At 34.2% G+C, this 20706-nt stretch carries 11 protein-coding genes; all 11 read right to left on the bottom strand.

From position 1 onward, the window contains the following. Positions 1-57 precede the first annotated feature (57 nt). A complete protein-coding gene (locus I5M32_RS13335; RefSeq protein ID WP_200587190.1) occupies positions 58-2868 on the bottom strand; it encodes a S8 family serine peptidase in 2811 nt (936 codons plus the stop codon). A 12-nt stretch (positions 2869-2880) separates the two neighbouring features. Further along, positions 2881-3867 carry a DPP IV N-terminal domain-containing protein gene (locus tag I5M32_RS13330; protein WP_200587188.1) on the bottom strand — a complete coding sequence of 329 codons (987 nt, stop codon included), beginning with the start codon at positions 3865-3867 and terminating at the stop codon, positions 2881-2883. Positions 3868-4175: 308 nt separating this feature from the next. Then, positions 4176-5066, bottom strand: coding sequence for a polysaccharide lyase (locus I5M32_RS13325; protein ID WP_200587186.1), 891 nt, complete (start codon positions 5064-5066; stop codon positions 4176-4178). A gap of 316 nt (positions 5067-5382) precedes the next feature. Then, positions 5383-6225, bottom strand: coding sequence for a polysaccharide lyase (locus tag I5M32_RS13320; protein ID WP_200587184.1), 843 nt, complete (start codon positions 6223-6225; stop codon positions 5383-5385). Positions 6226-6250: 25 nt separating this feature from the next. Then, positions 6251-10357, bottom strand: coding sequence for a hybrid sensor histidine kinase/response regulator transcription factor (locus I5M32_RS13315; RefSeq protein ID WP_200587182.1), 4107 nt, complete (start codon positions 10355-10357; stop codon positions 6251-6253). Positions 10358-10453: 96 nt separating this feature from the next. Then, positions 10454-12151 carry a T9SS type A sorting domain-containing protein gene (locus I5M32_RS13310; protein ID WP_200587180.1) on the bottom strand — a complete coding sequence of 566 codons (1698 nt, stop codon included), beginning with the start codon at positions 12149-12151 and terminating at the stop codon, positions 10454-10456. Between the two features lie 12 nt (positions 12152-12163). Continuing rightward, positions 12164-14320 carry a polysaccharide lyase family 8 super-sandwich domain-containing protein gene (locus I5M32_RS13305; RefSeq protein ID WP_200587178.1) on the bottom strand — a complete coding sequence of 719 codons (2157 nt, stop codon included), beginning with the start codon at positions 14318-14320 and terminating at the stop codon, positions 12164-12166. A 17-nt stretch (positions 14321-14337) separates the two neighbouring features. Then, positions 14338-15522: a glycoside hydrolase family 88 protein gene (locus I5M32_RS13300; RefSeq protein ID WP_200587176.1), complete on the bottom strand. Its 1185-nt coding sequence runs from the start codon at positions 15520-15522 to the stop codon at positions 14338-14340. A 317-nt stretch (positions 15523-15839) separates the two neighbouring features. Beyond that, the gene (locus I5M32_RS13295; protein ID WP_200587175.1) at positions 15840-18221 is read right to left on the bottom strand and encodes a hypothetical protein; all 2382 of its coding nucleotides are present in this window, start codon (positions 18219-18221) and stop codon (positions 15840-15842) included. A gap of 11 nt (positions 18222-18232) precedes the next feature. Then, the gene (locus I5M32_RS13290; protein WP_200587173.1) at positions 18233-19519 is read right to left on the bottom strand and encodes a DUF4249 domain-containing protein; all 1287 of its coding nucleotides are present in this window, start codon (positions 19517-19519) and stop codon (positions 18233-18235) included. A gap of 3 nt (positions 19520-19522) precedes the next feature. Then, a complete protein-coding gene (locus tag I5M32_RS13285; protein WP_200587171.1) occupies positions 19523-20638 on the bottom strand; it encodes a DUF4249 domain-containing protein in 1116 nt (371 codons plus the stop codon). Between the last annotated feature and the right edge of the window lie 68 nt (positions 20639-20706).

Raw genomic sequence — 20706 nt, 5'->3', positions numbered from 1 at the left:
ATTTAGTTGTAGTAAACCAAATTTCTCATTTTTGATGCTTACTTTTTTATTCTTTAACTAGCAACTTGAATTAATTACTTTTTTATCATTGTGAAAAATATGAAGGTAATAGGTTCCATTAGGGATATCGAGCGTATTAATCACGATTTTACTGTTGTCTTTTCTATTTTCCATATCCCTTAATACCATACCCCTATCATTGAGGAGTTGAACATGGTAACTTTTTGCCATAGCGGCTAGCTGGGTTTGTTTTAATGAGCTTTTCTGGATATTCTTCTCTGTTTCGTACGAAACAGTAAGCTCTGAACTTACCGGGTTGGGAAATATATTATAGGAATATATCCCATCTAAGCTGCCAGGCCCTACAGCTTCGAAATAAGTTTCTTGAGGCTCAGATTCGCCACATTCCGTTACTGCTTTAACACTTACCCTGTACACGCCCGGAACATACATTTCTATTGTAACACTACTTGAACTTCCGGTTATATTACCCGAGGGAACGGGCAACCCGTTTTGGATATAATAATCCTCGTCTGGATAAGGAAACATTTCCCAGTGATAACTAATCGCATGAGGATATAGGGGATTTATAGTTACAATAACCGGGTCTCCGGTCGCAATAAAATAATTAGACGGACCAGTAGAACTGGCTAAAACCACGGAATTAAAATATGGAATCCCCACCGTAATTTCTTTAGTTCTTATAACAGTGCCGCAAGGTGTATTGATAGTGGCGGTAAGGGTAACAAAACCATCATTAATTTTTGTTAAAGTAGCAATATTGTTAGTCTGGGATAAAGTAGTGGCATTACCCGTTATACTCCAGTTTACAATTACACCAGCTGGTAAATCTGCAATTTCATAATTTCCTGAAACTTCACAAATTGAGGAGACACCGGATATGGGTTGGTTAATTTTATAATATTCAGATAAACCCAAAGCTGTATAAGCAAATTTCACGTCCTGTGGAGCACATGGATACCATGCATTGATTGTTTGCCCAAGCGTATTACTTTGTATATAATAAACCCATGTAGTTAAATCAACCGACGTAGATGTTTCATTATTTTGATAAATATAATTTTCCTGATTATTTGGGTTTGCACCAGACCATCCTTTAGAAGCACCCTCTATTCTGGGCCATAAATAATTTTCTCCACTACAAAATGGTTTTTGTATGGTTGTTTTAACCTGATAATGCTTGCCCGTATAATAACCCTCAGCCAGTTCACTCCCAGAAGTTAAAAAGATACCCATAGTTCCCGAAATACTTTCGATTGCACCACCAGTTACAGTATTTTGCATCAATTGATAAGGTGCTTTTAAATAGGCCATGGCGTTAGCAGCATTTACTTTACCAAAACCCATTTCTTCATTATAACCGTTTGTATAAGTGTAAGTACCTACTTTTACTGCTGATAATTTAATCAATTGTTCTATATCATCCCGGTGTAAAGCCATATTCTGCGATTTTAACAATGCGGCAACCCCGGCAGCTACCGGTGCGGCTGCAGAAGTTCCATTAAAACTACCCTCGCTTCCGCTTGCTACACGTTTGGTGGTATAAACTAAATCAGAAGTTCCGGGTGCCACCACATCAATGTTGTTTCCGAAATTCGAAAAAGAAGCTCTTTGATCGGATCCGTTAGATGCGCCAACAGATAAAACCCAATTATCTTTAATATCCGAAGGGTAATGCAAGGCATTGGTATTTTCATTCCCTTTAGCTGCTACAAACAACAAATTATGTCTGGCCGCATAACGCATAGCATCATAAGCGGGATTGCCCGGAAGAAACATGTTAATAAATGAACCGCCTGAAGATGCAGGAGAGCCTCCACTATAATTGGCTATCTGACAGCCATAGCCTCCTTCGCTTTCCGGCTTTGCAGCATCTATCAATGCCGCCGCCATTGCTGATGACGAGCCTGTCGGTCTGCTGGTACCATCTGAACCGCTAAAAACTTTAAGCGCATATAAGGAAACACCTGCATTCCCTGTTGTCGCATCTCCGCCAGCTATCCCCGCTACTCGGTTATTGTTATTTCTGTAAGCACCGATAATACCGCCAACCGCTGTACCGTGGCTTGATGTGATGTCATTATCTAGGGGATTACTGTTTCCATCATAATAGTTATAACCGGCTCTTACTTTAGCACCGGCAACATTCCAGGTCCCGTTGCCTAAATCGTCGTTATTATAATCTATACCTGTATCTAAAATAGCTACTCTAACATTTGGACTTCCTGTATTGGTCAACCATGCATCTTCCACGTCAATGTCTATATCATTTGCCTGGTCTAGTCCTGCCTGTAAGTAATAGGCATTATCATTAGGTGGAGTGTCTAAATACAATTTGTAATCTGGGGAGACATATTCAAAAAGACCTGTTTTTAATAACTTTTTGGCCAAGGCTTCTTCATTTCCCTCTTTACAATCTATTACCACTATATTATATACGTGATCATCCTCGTTCTTTAAAGAGTCTTTCTCAATTGCCTCTTTTTGAACAATTTTCTGAGGTATTTTTGTTAGGGGTCTATAACTAACAATATCCTGAAATACTGATGTTAAACTGTTGGGCAAAGCTTTTGTATCCTCGCCAACCATTTTAATAGCTTCTTTGCGGAATTGAACGTCGTTTAAAACTGCAAAATTTAAGACGTTTGGTTTAAACTTAACCACCAGCCTTCCTTTCACATAGTCCAAGTTTTTAAAATCAATGCCATCTATGGCAATCGGCATTTTTCGTTCAGGATCCGATAGGCCCTGTTCATTGGTTTTAACGATTTTCAAGCTATCTTTCAACTGTGCAAAAGAATAAATGCTTGCAAAAAACAAGAACAATAAAAGTGAGATTTTTTTCATAATGATGAATTTTTAAGGTTTATTAATCTGTAATGCTTTTTCTATATCCAGTTTGTATAAAGTCGAATACCCTTCTCCGTAAACATTCCCAAATCCTATCGAGGATGTAGTAAATTCTATGATTTGGTAAATCAGGTGTTTGCCGTCGGGATGCCAGGAAATGTCATTGACCAGTTTATCCCCTGATTTATATGGAGTGCCGGGTTTTCGGGTTACGGAATTGTATAATACCTGCTGTAGGTTTGTCCCGTCGGTGTTGATGATATATATCCCGTTAGCTGCCTGAAATGCTATTTTTTTACCGTCTCTTGAAATAGAAGGAAGGGCAAATACGTTTTTTTTAATCAAAGTCAACCAATTAACACTAAGTAAAACTTGCCCTGTAGTTAAGTTTAATATTCTATAACCATAGTTACTTTGACTTGTTAAAATAGAGTCTGTATTGCTAATCCATCCTGCACTGCCACCTATATCGGTAGCGCTGATACTTTGGGTAATATCCGCCGTTTCAATATCAACAACATCAATAGTATAAGTTCCGGATATATTACCATCAAAAACAATTTTCTTTTTTGTTGGATGCCAGTTTGGCCTCAAACAACTTCTGTCGAAAGTTAACTGTTCTGTATCATCTCCGTTAATATCACTTATCATTAAGTTACCGTTGAATATATAGCAGAAATGTCGGCTGTCCGGACTCCACGATGGGGAAGAATAAGTGGCGTCCTTTTTCAGTAATTTTTTATCGCCTGTCTGTAAATTTATCAGCCAGAGACCTTTTCTGGCTATGCTAACAGTTGAGGGTACAATGTAAATTAGATACCTACCGTCTGGGCTTACGGCAGGGCTAGTGGTAAAATCAAAAAGTTCTTGGTCAGGAAAGAATTCTCTGCTTTCTGAAATTGGTTCTCCGTAATACTGCGCAGAGGGTTGTTTATCCTTTTTGCAGGAAGCCAAAAAGATGAAGCCTAGGTATGTTAAGAGTAAGATTTTTTTCATGACGTTGAATTTTAAGGTTTATTAATCTGTAAAGCTTTTTCTATATCGAGTTGGTATAAGGTACTGAAGCCTTCTCCGTAGATGTTTCCAAACCCGCCCTGTTTTTAAATTAACCATCCTAAAATTAGTTTAATTAAAATATGAATAACTTTCTTAATACATTAGCAGTGGTAAAAAATATTTATTAAAGATTATCGAAATAGTTGAGACACCATTTCAAATGAATAAGATACATTTGTTCAAAACATTGAAAAATGTATGATTAAACTACTCCAAAGGAAAATACTTCCTTTGGAATAGCATGAAAATTAAAAAGTACCTGTTGGGTCTTTTGTGAATTTAATATCATCGTAATAGATGTAAGTATCGGTACCTGTTTTCCATGAATCCTCCTTACCTCCTCTAAAGGTCTGAAACAGCAGTTCCCTTATCCATTTTTTACCGCTTTTCCATGCAAAATTCATGTTGTTTCGTGAAAGAAAAGTATGGCCATCAACACTCATCATTAATTCGCCATTATTATGAGAACTAATATTATCAGCATTGGTATTACTCCTTACCCGAATTTTTATGGTATAATAGGTGTTTGTATTTAAACCTTGGTCATTTGGAGAGTAGCCATAATCCAAACCTAAATCATCACCATAACTATCCGGCATATTAGTATGATAGATATATGGTTTAAATACCGCTTTCCCGTTACTTAGTTTTATCCACATTAGTCTAACACTTCCGCCGTTTCCATCCGATTTATCACCTCCGGTATTTCCATCGCCAATTCCAAAGCCAAAACCTAACTTACCTCCCTTATCATTGCCACCCCAAATAAAGCCCGAAGGAAATTTCACCCGGTAAGTTACTTCATAAGATGGACCATCTGGAATATCAAAGTTTCCTATAACGCCACCATCACCAGTTAGTTTATGAGCTAGCATTGTTACTTTTAACTCGTGATTGATGATTTGCGCCCTTCCGGTGTCAAAACCGCTATTTTTAACGATCGGACCGAAATTACCTGCTGCCAGTGCAGATGTGTATTCTTTGTTGCCAGAGGTGGTAAAGTTAATCCAGTCTCCGCTACCTAATGCTTTTAATACTTTGTCAGAACCATTGGGCTGTTGTTCAATTGAAGGTTCTTTGACTTCTTTTTTACAAGAAGAAACCACACCTAGCATTCCCAGCAAACAAATTGCTGTCATTGATTTAATGTTAAATCGGATCATAAAATTTTGATTAATAAAGGTTAAAAAATAAATAGTTGTACACAGTGGCAATTTTTGGATTATTGCTGCAGTGATAATTGGTTGTACCGTTTAAAGTCTTTTAAAGTATTGTTAAACGATGAGCTAATGTAGGGAGAGCAGGAATTATTAATAGCCTATACAAGTATCAAAAAGCAACTACATAAGTAAAAAAATAGCCTCATAATCAACCAATTAAGTTAAAAAACTTATAATCAGAATTCTAATTAACAAAAAAGACAGCTGGGAGCTGTCAATTTTTTCTTATCCGCATTTATTCTATTTTTTTAAGCTCCAGATTATCCAGATAGATATACCCTGTGTTATTGGTTTTCCAATCGTCCCCACTTCCTCCTCTAAAGGTATCATTAGAAAGCTTATTGATAAATCTTTTGGCGTTATTGGCTGTCCATCTAATGGGCTGGTCCAGTACTGAGTTTCCATCAATAAAAACCTGAATTCTACCGTCTTTTTTATCGTAATTATTACTTTTTACATAAATTCTGATTTTATACCACTTTCCCTTTTCTATACTTCCTTCTTTAGGGTAAAAAGCGTCCGAAACCATATTATCGCCACAATTTTCGGGCATATCATAATAATACATATAGGGTTTAAATTTAGTTGTTCCGCCGCTGGTGTACCACATTAGCCTTGCACTACCGCCGTTGCCATCATTTGCTTTGTCGCAACCGGTATTGCCATCTCCTACTCTTAAACCAAAACCCACTTTACCGCCTTTACCAAAATCAAAATCTTTATCAAATTTCACTTCATATTTAAGCTCGTAGGCTGTTCCTTCTTCAATCCAGCTTTTGGCAACTAAGCCTCCGTAGCCAGACAGTAAATTAGGCAAAAGTGTAACTCTAAAAGTGTTATCCACAATGTCGGCCCGTGTTGGCGCCCAGTCTATTAATGAGCCGAAATCTTTTTCTGCTTGTTGTTTGGTATATGGGCCAGACTTAGACTTATTCCAGTTTAGTTTTATGTTAGCTTTTAATAAACTATCCAAGTTTTTATCTTTTACTTTAGCAGAATTTGAATTGCTAAAAGAAAAGCAAACTAATGCAATAGGTAAGATGCTTAGTTTTAATAATGTTTTTTTTACTGTTCTCATTAAATTTATTTTAAGTCAAAAAATTTTATCCTATTTCGCTGTCATCGGTTTTTGCAAATTCGGTTGGTGTATAGCCAAACTCTTCTTTAAAACACTTTCTAAAATAAGTCACGTTTTGGAAACCTACCATATAAGACACTTCATTGATGTACATTTTATGCTGTTTGAGCAATTGGGTGGCTCTCTTTAATCTTATATATCTAATAAACTCTACTGGGCTTTTACCTGTTAAAGCTTTTAATTTTCTATAAAGATTTCCTCTACTCATACCTATATGTTGGCTTAAATCTTCCACATTTAATGTTTCCTCGGCAATATTATCTTCAATATACTTCATGATATTTTCTAAGAACTTATCATCAAAAGTGGAAATAGTGGTATTGGTAGGTTGCAGCGTGATTTCCTTTTGGTAACGTGATTTCATTTTCTGCCTGTTTTCTAACAGATTCCAAACTTTAACATCCAACAAATCGAAATTAAAAGGTTTTGTTACGTAATCATCAGCTCCATTTTCTAATCCTTCTAGCTTAAATATGAGCGGGCTTCTTGCGGTAAGCAATATCACGGGAATATGGCTTGTAACCATGTTTGATTTTAATTTACTGCATAATTCTATCCCATCCATTATAGGCATCATTACATCGCTTATAATGATATCGGGCATGGTTCGTAAAGCTTCGGCCAAACCTGCTGCTCCATCAAAACATTTTATAACATTAAAATTATCTACAAAAATTTCTGCCAAGAAGTTAATAACATCTGGATTATCCTCCACTAAAAGCATGGTAAATTTCTCGTTATCGTTTGCTTGCTGAATCAGCCCTTTTCTTTCTTGGAAGTTGGTTTGTTGCTTTAAACTGTAAGATTTGTAATTATTAATATCTTCGGAAATCAGATATTCTTTATCTACTTCTTTATCAGCAAGGTAATTTTTACCCAGAGGTATTTTTATGGAAAACTTGGTATATCCACGGTTATCTTTACTTGCCTCCTTACTATCCACTTGTATTAAGCCATGGTGCAAATCAATTAGTTCTTTGGCAAAAGCCAAGCCTACACCAGTTCCTTTTATGTTATTATTGCTAACATCCAATGGCTTAAATGGCAAGAAAATATCCGGCAATCTTTCTTTAGAAATACCTACCCCATTATCAATTACATTTATAATGGCGTATTGATGTTCTTTATCTTCATTTACAGCAATTTCAATTTTACCATAATCTGGTGTGTATTTTATAGCGTTAGAAATGATATTGTATAAAATTTTCTCCAGTTTATCTCTATCAAACCATAATTCCAGCCTTTCTTCATCAGATGAAAATGTTAAGTCTAAATTTTTTGACTTTGCTAAACTGCCAAACACCACTACAATCTCTTTTGTAAATCTAATTAGGTTACCTTTTGCGGCCTTTAACATCACATCATTATCATCAAATTTTCTTAGATCGAGCAGCTGATCAATTAAATTGAGTAATCTTTGACCGCTCTTATTCATCAATTCTAAATAATTTGATGTGGTTGTATTTCCTTCATGAATGGTTAACAGCTTTTGCAGCGGAGCCATAATCATGGTAATTGGCGTTTTAATCTCATGAGAAATATTAATAAAAAAACTCAATTTCTTTTGAGAAAGTTCTTGCTCTTTATGGTATAAATCGGTTTCGTATTGAATAGTATTTTTTAAACGCTCGGTGTATTTGGTATAATAATTAAATAGATAAAGTAAGCCCAGCACAACCAGTACATATAGTAAGTAAGCCAAATTAGTTCTCCACCATGGTGGTAGTACAACGATTTTAAGCTGGCGTGGAGTATTATTCCAAATACCACTATTGTTTGATGCTTTAACCAAAAAAGTATAAGTGCCCGGTTCCAAGCCTGTATAAGTGGCTTCTTTTTGATTGCCCACGTAATGCCAGGTATCTTTTGTTAAACCTTCTAGTTTATATGCATAATTATTTCTTTCTGGAAAAACATAGTTGAGCGCAGCATATTTTATGGTAAAATAACTTTCATCATAATCTAGAGTAATTTCTTTAAGGTAATCAACGGGTTTTGAGGATAAGCTATCCTCTTGATTTTTTTCCTTATTGAGGATCGTAAAATCGGTTAATATGATATTTGGGATTTCTTTATTATAAACAATCTTATCAGGGAAAAAACTGTTTAACCCGTATATGCCTCCAAAAAATATTTCTCCGTTTTTATTTTTGAATGATGAACCTTTAATAAATTGGTTGCTTTGAAGGCCATCTAAAACGGTATAGTTGGTAGTTTCTACTGATTTAGGACTTAGTGGAAAATCATTAGATTTTAATACAACCTTAAAAACACCTTTATTGGTACTTACCCAAAGCGCACCCTGATTGTCTTCTTCTATCGCGTGAATATTATTATTTGCTAACCCATATTGAGAATTAATCACATAAAATTTATTGTTATGCTCATCAAAATAATTTAAACCTCCGCCATTGGTTCCTATCCATAATCTTTTTTTTGAATCTATAAACAAACAGGAAATAGAATTATTACTGAGGCTGTAAATGTCATTTTTATCAAAAGCATAAGAATCGATTTTTCCGGTTTTCAGGTTTATCTTACTTAATCCCGAGAGTAGATAACCAGTCCATAAATTCTCTCCTTCTAATAAAAGGCATGAGACGTTATTAGAAATTAATTTACCATTAGGCAGGGTATAAGATTTTATTATTTTATTATCTTTTATAAGGTGTAAACCATTATAGTTGGTTCCTACCCATAACCCATACGGCGAATTTAAGAAACAATAATCATGGTTAAATTCTACATTAGCACCTTTCTGGATATCTCTAAACTCTGTGAATTTTTTAGTGGCAATGTCAAATATTAAAATACCGGCAGAACTGCCCAGCCAAAGCTGCTTTTTATTGTCGTCATTATAAGCCACATCTTTGATAAAATTGTATAAAACGTTATCCGTATCGTATTTATACACATCCACCTTGCCAGTGGTTTTATTCCAATAATTTAAACCACCACCATCTGTGGCTATCCAAAATTTATTGTCATCATTACCTAAAATGGCATTTACTTCTTTATTTGAAAGCGGGTTTTGGTCTCCCTGCCTGATTCCCTTGTAGGAGAAAATTTTTGAAAAGTTATAAACCAGATTGATACCTCCGGCATAAGTTCCCATCCAAATATTGCCGGATTTATCTTTAAAAATACATTTTACAGATGGATGGCTTAAAGAGTTTTCTGTGCTTAATTCTGGTGAGTAAATATAGTTTATTATTTTACCAGAGCTTAGATTTAGGATACTTAGCCCCATTTTTGTAGCCATCCAAAGGTGCCCATTATCGTGAAAAAACAGGTCTCTTACTGTATTACTAAGTATTCCGTTTTCTTTATTGTAATTAACAACCTTATTATTTTGTTTTTTATAAACAAAGACTCCTTCGTTTTCTGTAGCAAACCAAAAATCTTTATTTTTTGATTGTTTGATGGATTGTACCCAAGAATTACTTAAACTTTCTTCAAGTTCTTTAGGGCCTTCTGAAGATTTATTTTTGCGTGGGTCATAAATTTTGAATCCTTTTGCGAGGCCTATCCACAAAAAACCAAGATCATCTTCATATATACTTTGAACCCTTTTATTATAATTCGATATATTTAGGTCAACATCTACTAATCTGTTTTTTTTGTTATCTAAAAATTTTAAACCTTGTTGTGTGCCTACCCAAAGTTTGCCGGTTTTATCCTGCTTAATGCTATACACAAAATATCGTGAATTATTGGCATTCTTAATAACCGTAAAATGATTGTTATATGGATTATATAGGTTTAAGCCATCATCTGTACCTACCCATAAATTTCCCGCCTTATCAATAAAAATAACATTTACCCTATCATGGCTGATACTATTACTATCTCTTTCATTATGTGTAAAAACGGTAAAATCATAGCCGTTAAATTTATTTAAGCCCCCCAAAGTAGCTACCCAAATGATCCCCTTATTATCTTGAGCAATTGAATTAACGGTATTCTGAGATAATCCATTATCAATGGATATATGCTTAAATTCTAAATTTTGAGCATACGTAGTTTGGATAACAAGAGAGCCTAAAATAAAACAGAGGATGAATCTGGTCATTTAAATTGGTTTATTTAATAAGGTTCAACAAAATAACAAAAAAGCAAAGGCATAAATAATTTAAAAATTATTTATGCCTTTAAATGCTAAAATTGTTTATCTCAAACTAATTTTTTGAGATACGTTACCTTTAGCTGTAGATAACTTTACTACATAAACACCTGGTTGTAGTTGAGCAGGAATGTTAAAAGAGTTTTTACCTTTTTGTAATTTTACATTAAGCGTAGTTGTTTGTTGCCCAGTTATTGAAAATACGCTAATCTTACCCTCTATCATAGAAGATGAATTAACAGTTATTCCTAAGCCAGAATTATCTTGTAATGGGTTTAAAGACATTATCACATCATCGGCGAAGCCAAAATTTACAGCAATAGTTTCTGAAGTGCTAAATTTACCATTAAAATCTACTTGCTTTAATTGGTAATAATTAGTTCCAAAATCTGGGCTCTTATCTGTGAAAGAATAATTTGTTTTAGCATTAGAATTACCGTTACCAGCAACTTTACCTATACTTGAAAAATCATTGCCGTTCTCAGAACGTAACACATCAAAATAAGAATTATTCTTTTCACTTAAGGTAGTCCAATCTAGTTGGATGCCATTTGTAGCTTTTTTACCTTTAAAATCAACCAAACTAACAGGTAAAGTTGCTGTACCAACTGAGCTACTACCGGTTGGAACAAAAGTTACACTTTTAAAAAGTGTATTTGCTGGAGCTGTAGCTAAAAGCGTAGTTGTAGTTGCAAGCTCAACCTGGCTAACATCGGTTGGATTGGTTGTTAAATAACTATCGGTAAATGTTATGAGCTTAGAGGTTTCTGTGCCAGTTCCATCATCTCCCCAAGTGGTTGCATAAACATCAACAACCGTTTTTGTCCCCACTCTTCCCCGCACACTGGCAGAAATACTTTTTATTTTGGTTGTATTGACATCAGAAAGTGCCGCAAAAGGACCTATTGCTGCACCAGAATAATTTAAATAATATCTTCTTATTGTATTTGCATTATCATCAACAACATAAATAATGGTTCTGTTTTCTACCGTAACCACAAGAACCTGGTTAGCGGTTATAGCTGCGTTAAAGGGCGCAGAAGTAGTAAAAGTGGTTGAAGTTGTAGGTAGCGGAGTTGCATAGGGCAATTCTGTACTTGCTGCCGCCGTTGCAGAGTATAACCGGGCTGCTCCTAAAACACCGCTCGACCATGTTTTAGCAATTGACAAACTTTTAGAACCGTCTTGAGCTGTAGAAATACGAGTGCTGGCAGTACCGCCCAATGTGGTGTATTGAATTCCATTTTGAGAACCATTTGCCCAAATATTGGTACCATCAATCACAGCTGAACGAGGGCTTCCTAATCCTGTTGTAGGATCGTTAGAAAGTGTAGTAGTACTGTTATAACTGCCATCTCCCGCTATCACACCAACAACCAATCCGTTTGATGTAGTTGGAACTGCACCACCAACAGTTTGGTTATATCCAAAAATGGTTAAATATTTGCCGTCTTGTGATAAGGTTGATATTCCTTCATCTACATATTTACCTGTTGCATCTCTTCCTAATCCTGTAAGTTTAAAATTTGCGGCATTATCAGCCACAGGAATTGCCCTGCTTTTAACCAATACACCAGCAGTTGTATATTCATCTATAAAAACCGGGACAGTCACATTGTTCCCTAAAGCAGCCGTTCCATTTCCGTACCGATAAACTGCCAAGTTGCCTGGAGTAAATGATTGGGCAGATGCATATAATGCCCCTAAAATAAAACCAAATGTTGTGAGTAATTTTCTTTTCATAATAATTTAAGATTAATTGAACGGTATATTAATTTGGATTGTTTTACCCTTATTTAAGTTCTGAGGTAGTGGGGTAGATTCTGATTTACCACCAATTTGCCAATTTGCATTCTCTAATTTCTGTGTTGGATCAGATATGGAAACCAGCCATCCTGCTTTGCTTTTTTCGAGGATATATAACCCACAAGTCATAAACTTTAAGACTGGAAATGATTTTGCTTTGATACTGGTTGGTTCGTAAATAGCCAACATCAATGTTGATCCATTTCTTGTTGCAATCACTTGGGCTTTTTTATTGTTTTGGATGATTTCAAAATCTGGACTAAAGGTTTTAAATTTTTCAAAATCTTCTCCTGGAACCAATTCATAAGCATAACTGCCCGTTTGGGCTAAAAAATCATGGTAAATATCTAAAGTGAAAACAGGTTTAGTAATTGGCTTTTCTTTATCATAAACAAAAGCTATATCGCCCCAACTACCTGTTTGATTTTTTGCTGAAATTGAAATATTGGCAGGTTGAAGATTGTAATAGCCGATTTTATTATGGTAAACCCATTTTATTGATTTGGAGCTATAAACCGTATCTTTTAATTCCCTTGTTTTATTATCATAAAAATAAACCGGGCCTTTTAACTTTGTTTGATTTATAGTGGTAAAAACAGGTTTTTGTATATCGCTATGAATATTTGAGCCTAAACACACCATTTTATCGTTTAGCCAAAACGTGGCTTTATTTCCACTCAAGGAATCTCGATTTAAACTAAAAGCAGAAATACCATTTTTTCCGCTCACCACGCCTCCGGTAAAATCTCCTTTATTTCTATAACCAGAAAAGCCTAAAACTTTTAGCGGTGCTGATGTTTGAAAATTAGTAACCCCGGGAAGTTTTTTCCAATTTAGATATGGAAAAATCCCTTCATACTCGTCTCCATCCACAGTTACAAAATAATTGCCATCGCCCAAAAAGTATCCTTTTAAATTTTCTCTGTTTAAAGCTTCTGTAGCTTGCACCCTGTTTGATGACATTTTTAAAGTTGCGAACCAATTGGGCGATCTATGAACGGTCATATCCGATGTCCAAAAATGCTTAGTTCCATTAAGTTGAGGTAAATATTTTGGACTATAATTCCTGGATATAAACTCCATATATTGATTTGCATTTTCTGGATCAACAAATGTCATATCTAACATAGAATATGCTATGGCCAGTGCCTTGCTCCTATCCACTCCTTTAAAAAATTGTCTTCCAAAAGAGTTGATGTCTAAATATCCTTTCCAGGTAATCCAGCTATATCCGTTTAGCATTAAATCTTTTAATATTGCCAAATGCTCTTTATCGGCTTTTAAAGAAGTTCCAGAAAATACCCTAGACCAAAAACTAAGCGTATTTACAAAAGACAGCCCATAGTTCCCGAATTGCTGTTGCGGACCATGTTGATGAAAGCTAAAATCTTGTTGAATTCCTTCATTTCCGGAAATTCTAAGTTCAGAAAAAATGGTATCCCTAGCTGTTTTAGCCAAGGCTTCATCTTTAATCAAAATCGCTTTAAACAAAACATTACCAGCTAACCAAACTTTATTTTGACCCGTCATTTTAATTTTTGAGTGGTTTAAAACAATAACCGCTTTGTTAACTTCATCAGCAGAGAGCTCATTCCTTAGCATAATAAAAACGGGACCTAACGTTTTAGGAATTCCTATCTCATTATACCACCAATTTTTACAAATCAAATTAGCATCAAACCAAAATTTAAGTGCCTGATGTAAAACAGGTTTTATTTCTGCTTTTAAATAATATTTTGATTGAGGATTAGTATAAAGTGTGGTCAACAGAAGAATTCTTTCGGCATGGATTTTTGGATCCCAACCAGACTCTCTTTTGTCATTGTAATTAATATCATCCCACTTACCGGTAGTTAGATCAAAACCAGATAATATTTTTTTTACTTCGCTATCAACAGGTGTTTTTTTCTCGTAAACTTCTTTTGTAACCATATCTACAGCATCTGGATCTTGATGCAGATTGTTGATGATACTATCTAAAGAATTATAACCAGAATCGTTTTTATGGTAGTATTGCGCTATGTTCTTTTCTAAAGTGCCAAAAAACTCTTGAGCTTGACACTGAACTGAAAAAACAAGTAGGAATATAAAAAATGATAATTTCATTTATATAATATTTAATCTTATGAATCAATTTTAAAATAACTTTTTTGACTCCTTAAAAGAGCTTCTATATAATAATAATCTGCATATATGATGGGCACATCAACTTCACTATTATAAGGTTTATGGCCTGTGCTATGCTCTAGTATAAAACCCATATCCCCATTTTTTGGAGATTTATAATGCTCACTTAAGCTTTCTAAAATCTTTTGAGCCTTTTCTTCATAATAAGTGCTTTTAGTTTGAGATGCCAGTTCAAACAATGCAGATGAGGTTATTGCAGCAGCGGAAGCATCTCGAGGTGCGTTAGGTATTGCAGGATCATCATAATCCCAATAAGGAATCATATCTTTAGGTATTTTTGGGCTGGTTAAAATGTAATTTGCAATATGCTCAGCCTGTTTTAGATAAGTACTATCTCCGGTTTCTCTAAAACACATGGTAAAACCATATAATCCCCAAGCTTGCCCCCTAGACCAAGATGATTCATTTGAATATCCTTGATGCGTAGTTTTTTTTATTACCGTACCGTTTTTTGGATTATAATCTACTACATGATAACTGCTGTAATCTTTCCTGAAATGATTTTTTAGCGTGTTGTTTGCGTGTTGTACCGCAATATTATAAAAAGAAGAATCTCCACTCAGTTTTGTAGCTTCAAAAAGCAGTTCTAAGTTCATCATATTATCAATAATAACTGGGTAAGTCCATAAATCTTCCCTGTGATCCCAAGATTTGATTACTCCAGCCTTAGGGTTAAACCTAGTAGAAAGAGACTTCGCTGCATTTATGATTACCTGTTTATAATTATTATCGTTGGTAAGCCTGTAACCATTACCAAAACTAGTGTACAACATCAACCCTAAATCATGAGTCCCTTTATTATACTCTTGGTTCTTAAGATTTGCAGTAAATTTTTCAGCTTCAGAACTCCATTTTTTATCTCCCGTATATTCATATAAATACCATAATATCCCAGGGAAAAATCCGCTAGTCCAATCACCAGAATCGCTCAATTTTAATTTTCCGTTTTCCAGGGTACGAGGAGAAACTTCATTAGAAACAGGTGATTGATTTTTAATTTCATGCAGCATTAGTTTTACCTGATTCTCGGCAAAGCGAAATTCATGTTTGACATTTGTTTTTTGGGCATAAGTACTTAAACAGACTATCATCAATATGATGAAGCTTAGGGATTTTCGCATTTTAAAGAAAGGATATTAAGGTTTATCAATTTATCTGATGGTAATATTTCAGACAATAAATTATTATGCTAAACTAGTTACAAACACTATAGAAAATAGATTGTATATGTACCAGTATTGAGGGGTAATTGAGCAAAAAGTGAGGTTTAACGATATTAAAAAAGCTAGTTTAAAATTATTTCTTTAAGAAGAAATAAAAATAAATTTTGTTGTAAATGATTAAGAAAAAATATAATCCTAAGAATTTTTGATTATGCAAAAAACAAAAAATCGTTAAATTTTATCAAAATAAGTTCTATTTAATATTAGATGTACTTTCACTCAACTTTAAACGAATAAGTACTGTACCCAAGCCTTCCATTATCACTTAAACCTTGTAATACAATTATGTAGCTGCCTTTTAAATCTGAAGTATAAAAATCAATATTTTTAGTCCCGGTTAAGGAAGTCTTTACATCTCCAGACCAATAGAGAAGCGTTCTGAAATCTGGTAAACGTGATGCTTTTTCTTTTGGATTTGCATATACTGGAGTATAAAATTTGCGCTGTACTTGCAAGCCTTCATAATCTACCAAGACTACGTTAGGATCTAGATTAAAGTCTTTAAAATCTCCCTTAATTGAAGAAAAATTTAAAATACCTCCAAAAATTAAAGGTCCCAAATAATACTTTTTGGCTACAATATCTAATTCATTTATTTTTAATGGGTCGTAGGCCATCAATCTGTTCATATCTTTAACCAGAATGCCGTCTAACAAAACCAGCGGTGCGCTGTCTAAGTATATTTTATCTTGCACATTATAAGTTGTAAGTGAGAATTTCTTATCTCTTTTTTCTACTACTACTTCTGGGACATACTCTCTGAAAATTTCTTCTAAAGTTGGGAAACGCACATATTGATTAAGGATGTAATTTTTATCTGAAGCGTTTCCATAAAACGATACTTCTTTTGATGACTTTGTTATAAACGTTTTCAATTTATCAGCATTGTAAACATTTTGCACCTGCATGTATATGCTTCTGTCTAAAACGCTTTTGCTGAAATATTTTGATAATTGTAACTGAGGAAGTTGCTCATCAGAATTTTGTTTTAAAAATGGATCATCCAACTCTAATTTATAAAGGCTATCTTCTAAATTATAGGTTTGCAAAGCCAATTGTACTGGCCCAAAAATATTTTTTGTGTTAAAAGCTAGGTATCCATCGCGATCACTTTTAGCACCATATAGATGCTCTGTACTACCAACAACAGAAAGTGAGGTAAGAATATCTGGGGCGGGTTTATCACTATTCTTATAAAAAACTCTTCCGTTTATGATATTTTGCTGATACTCGGGTTTAAATTTTAAAAACGGCTTTTCTACTTTTAAAGCCTCTTTACCTTTAAATTTTCGCCATCCCTGGGTTAATAACAAGTTATCAAGAGCTAGGTTAGTCTCTTTATCATCATTCTCAAAGTAATAATTAACGTTTTCTATTTTACCTTTAATTTCAGATTTTAACCACAGATAACTAAAAATATTTGCCTCATTCATCTTTTGTAGCGAATCTGTTAAAAATATAGAAAGAGATAGATTTGACGCTAAATTATTTGCTTTTTCATCTCTTGATTGGATTTGAAGAGATACTTTTTCTCTGGAAAGATATTTTTGTTGATTTGTTTTTACGCTGAGTTCTAGTTTTTTTGTTGGTCGTTTAAAATACAAACGCTCACAAACTGGTTGGATATCGCTATCAAAAATTGTAAAAGAAGAAATCCCTTCGCCCAATTTTTGTTTATCAATATAAACCTGAGCCGTACCGCTTTTCATTTTAACCTCTTGTAATGCTGTAGTTTTATCTTGCTGATGCACTAATAGATAAATTGACGAATCATTATCGGCTCTATGAGTTATTGTAATCTTTACGGAATCTGAACCAATTTCATTAAGCTGCATTGCATAAGCATTGCTTTCTGCAGGCATCAAATCTTTTACTAACTTTTGGTTATTGTAATTGATTACTGCTTTGTATTGGACGTCCTTTTCTGGCTTGAAATGAAAATTGCCAATACCAAATTTTAATGGTTCAAAAACAGCAACTTCTTGATTTAAATTATTTAAAAGTTTCCCAGTAAAATTTACGCCTTTACCATATCCATCAACAGCTTTAAAAGCTACCTTACAGTCAACCCCTTCCAATAAATTACCTCCCTCTGGAAAAAACTGAATATCAAAATCTTTTGACTTAACAGTATCTTTTATTTCAGATGCCTTTAGAGAGTTGAAAATAGTAATGGTCTTTTCAAAGTTATCATCTGGAGCGAAGTTTTTCATCCAATTGGTATAAGCCCTCAATTTGAAATTCCCCGATGGTAAAGAAACAGGTAAAAAAATAGAGCCATTTCCAACACCATTTTCAATGGCTACTTTAAGCTGCAAAACAGGTTTTTGATCTACATCTAAAATTTCTACATAGGCAACACTGCTTAAATCTGTAAGTATATGTGTGCTAGCATCACTCAAGTAAACCTTAAACCAAATAATTTCTCCTGCTAAATAAAAATCCTGATCTGTATGTACAAATAGTTTTTCACGAAAGGTATCAGTTGTTTGTTTTCCAAATTTTGTATTAAAAACGCTTAAATCATTTTGCGCTATAACCTGCCCCAATGAAAAAAACAGTAAACCAAACCAGACTATTATATTTTTTAACATCATGATTTTAAATATTAATTAGGCCAAAAAGAAGGTCTTTTATTGTCGCCCCTAGTTGCACAGTCAGCGCATCCGCTATTAATTACTTGATAACCTATAAGTACTGGCCCTGCAAAGACATAATCAATTGGTTGATAACTTGCTACATATTTTGCAAGTGTGTCCTGATTTAATGAAATTTTTAAAACTTCATAATTGCAGAGAAATTTATAATTCCAATCTGGAAGGGGTTGGATGAAGATTCTTTTTTCTTCTACTGTTGCTACACCCACATAGCCAATAACCTGTTCTTGTGGGTCGGTTAGACAAACAATATTTCCAGTAGTTTCTGATGGCTGATGGTCAAAAATAGACCCATTTGTTTCTGTATTATTTTTTAAATTAAGATAGAAGTTATATCCATCTAAATCTAGCGCTGTCTGTTTTACATTGATGCTGTATAAAATTGCTAATCGTACGTTGTCATTAGGTATAAAATTAATGGGAGATGAGATGATATCCTTACTCAACTTCGCACTAGAGCCTAATAATATTTCGCTAGAAGAATTGTTTTGCCAGCAATAATAAATCTTTTTTTGTTCATCTAAGGTTCTGTTTACAACACTAATAGAGTCGGTATTAATGCTAGGATTAATCTGATTAATAAACTTATAGATTACTGGAACGTTTGCATGTATTTCCCAAACCTCATCATAAGTCCACTTATAATATTTCGTTTTATTTTGGTCATCATGGCTGTTTACTTTAATTCCCACGCCAGCTTGTTCCCTTTCCCAGCTTAAACTATCTATTGGTGGTGTTGGTTTCCCTTCTATCAATTTGCTCTCATATTCTTTTCCATCAGCAGTTTTTATTTTTAGATGATATTTTTGAGCAGGAAGGTCTAAAATATCTGATTCATATAGTCCATTGGTCTTTTCTTTCACTTCATATGTATTGGAGTTTTCTCCTATTATCTGCACATTAGCTTTTAACTCGGGTTTATATACCACTTGTTCTTCCAGCTTTTTTGTTCTGCTTAATTCAATGGCAGTAACACCTTTTACGTTAATAAAACCTTCTACCACCAAATATCCGGTTTGGGGAGAATTCAAGGTTGGCTCAAACGGTTTTCTGCAAGAAAACTGGGTTAGCATTGCGCAAACAAATAGTATAAAAATTAATAAGTTTTTATCTCGTATAATATTTATGTATCGATTAAAATTCATTGTTTTAAAACTAAAATCACTTTGCCCCCTAACATGCTTTAAAAAAAAATTGACAAATCCTAGACTGCAATATTTTTTAACATCATTTCTCAAATATTAATTAGGCCAAAAAGGTGGCCTTTTATTGTCGCCCCAAAACGTACAGTCTGCACATCTGCTATCCACTATTATATAACTTTGGAGTGAAGGCGAATCATAATCAATTGGTTGATAATTAGGTGCATATTTTGCAAGTGTATCTTGATTTGAAAAGATTTTTAGAATGTCAGTATTACAGGGAAATTTGTAATTCGAATTAAACATCGGTTCTATAAAAATTCTTTTCTCTTGTATTGTAGCAACTCCTACATAACCTATAGCCTGTTCTCCTGTATCGCTTACACAAACAATATTTCCAGTAGTTTCTGATGGTTGATGGTCAAAGATAGATCCATTTGTTTCTGTATTGTTTTTTAAGTTGAGATAGAAGTTATACCCAGCTAAATCTAGCGCTGTCTGTTTTACATTGATGCTATATAAAACAGCTAATCGTACGTTGTCATTAGGTATAAAATTAATAGGAGATGATATAATGTCTTTACTCAGCTTTGCGCTAGAACCTAATAATATTTGATTAGAAGAACCATATTGCCAACAGTTATAAACTTGTTTTATTTCTTCCGGAGTTCTTCTTGCCACACCAATATATGTGATATTGGTGCCGGGAATATTGCTTTTAACATATTTAAGATTTGCCAATACATTAGCATGTATTTCCCAAACCTCATCATAAGTCCATTTATAATATTTCGTTTTGTTTTGGTCATCATGGCTGTTTACTTTAATTTCTACGCCATTTTGTTCTCTTTTCCAACTTACACTATCTATTAATGGTGTTGGTTTCCCTTCTATCAATTTGCTCTCATATTCTTTTCCATCAGCAGTTTTTATTTTTAGATGATATTTTTGAGCAGGAAGGTCTAGAGTTTCTGATTCATATAGTCCATCGGTCTTTTCTTTTACTTCATATATAGTGGAGTTTTCTCCCACTATCTGCACCTTAGCTTTTAACTCGGGTTTATATACCACTTGTTCTTCTAGCTTTTTTGTTCTGTTTAATTTAATGGAGGTGACACCTTTTAAATTAATAAAACCTTCTACCACCAAATATCCGGTTTGGGGAGAATTCAAGGTTGGCTCAAACGGTTTTCTGCAAGAAAACTGGGTTAGCATTGCGCAAACAAGTAGTATAAAAATTGGTAAGCTCCTATCTCTTGTAAAATTTATATATCGTTTCAAAT

Source organism: Pedobacter segetis, from assembly GCF_016623585.1.
GTDB classification, from domain to species: domain Bacteria; phylum Bacteroidota; class Bacteroidia; order Sphingobacteriales; family Sphingobacteriaceae; genus Pseudopedobacter; species Pseudopedobacter segetis.
This window is presented reverse-complemented; position numbering and strand designations above follow the sequence as displayed.

What these genes read in the sequence shown, in the direction of transcription:
- I5M32_RS13335 (WP_200587190.1), bottom strand. Translation starts at nt 2,868, where the DNA reads ATGAAAAAAATCTCACTTTTATTGTTCTTGTTTTTTGCAAGCATTTAT.
- I5M32_RS13330 (WP_200587188.1), bottom strand. Translation starts at nt 3,867, where the DNA reads ATGAAAAAAATCTTACTCTTAACATACCTAGGCTTCATCTTTTTGGCT.
- I5M32_RS13325 (WP_200587186.1), bottom strand. Translation starts at nt 5,066, where the DNA reads ATGACAGCAATTTGTTTGCTGGGAATGCTAGGTGTGGTTTCTTCTTGT.
- I5M32_RS13320 (WP_200587184.1), bottom strand. Translation starts at nt 6,225, where the DNA reads ATGAGAACAGTAAAAAAAACATTATTAAAACTAAGCATCTTACCTATT.
- I5M32_RS13315 (WP_200587182.1), bottom strand. Translation starts at nt 10,357, where the DNA reads ATGACCAGATTCATCCTCTGTTTTATTTTAGGCTCTCTTGTTATCCAA.
- I5M32_RS13310 (WP_200587180.1), bottom strand. Translation starts at nt 12,151, where the DNA reads ATGAAAAGAAAATTACTCACAACATTTGGTTTTATTTTAGGGGCATTA.
- I5M32_RS13305 (WP_200587178.1), bottom strand. Translation starts at nt 14,320, where the DNA reads ATGAAATTATCATTTTTTATATTCCTACTTGTTTTTTCAGTTCAGTGT.
- I5M32_RS13300 (WP_200587176.1), bottom strand. Translation starts at nt 15,522, where the DNA reads ATGCGAAAATCCCTAAGCTTCATCATATTGATGATAGTCTGTTTAAGT.
- I5M32_RS13295 (WP_200587175.1), bottom strand. Translation starts at nt 18,221, where the DNA reads ATGATGTTAAAAAATATAATAGTCTGGTTTGGTTTACTGTTTTTTTCA.
- I5M32_RS13285 (WP_200587171.1), bottom strand. Translation starts at nt 20,638, where the DNA reads ATGCTAACCCAGTTTTCTTGCAGAAAACCGTTTGAGCCAACCTTGAAT.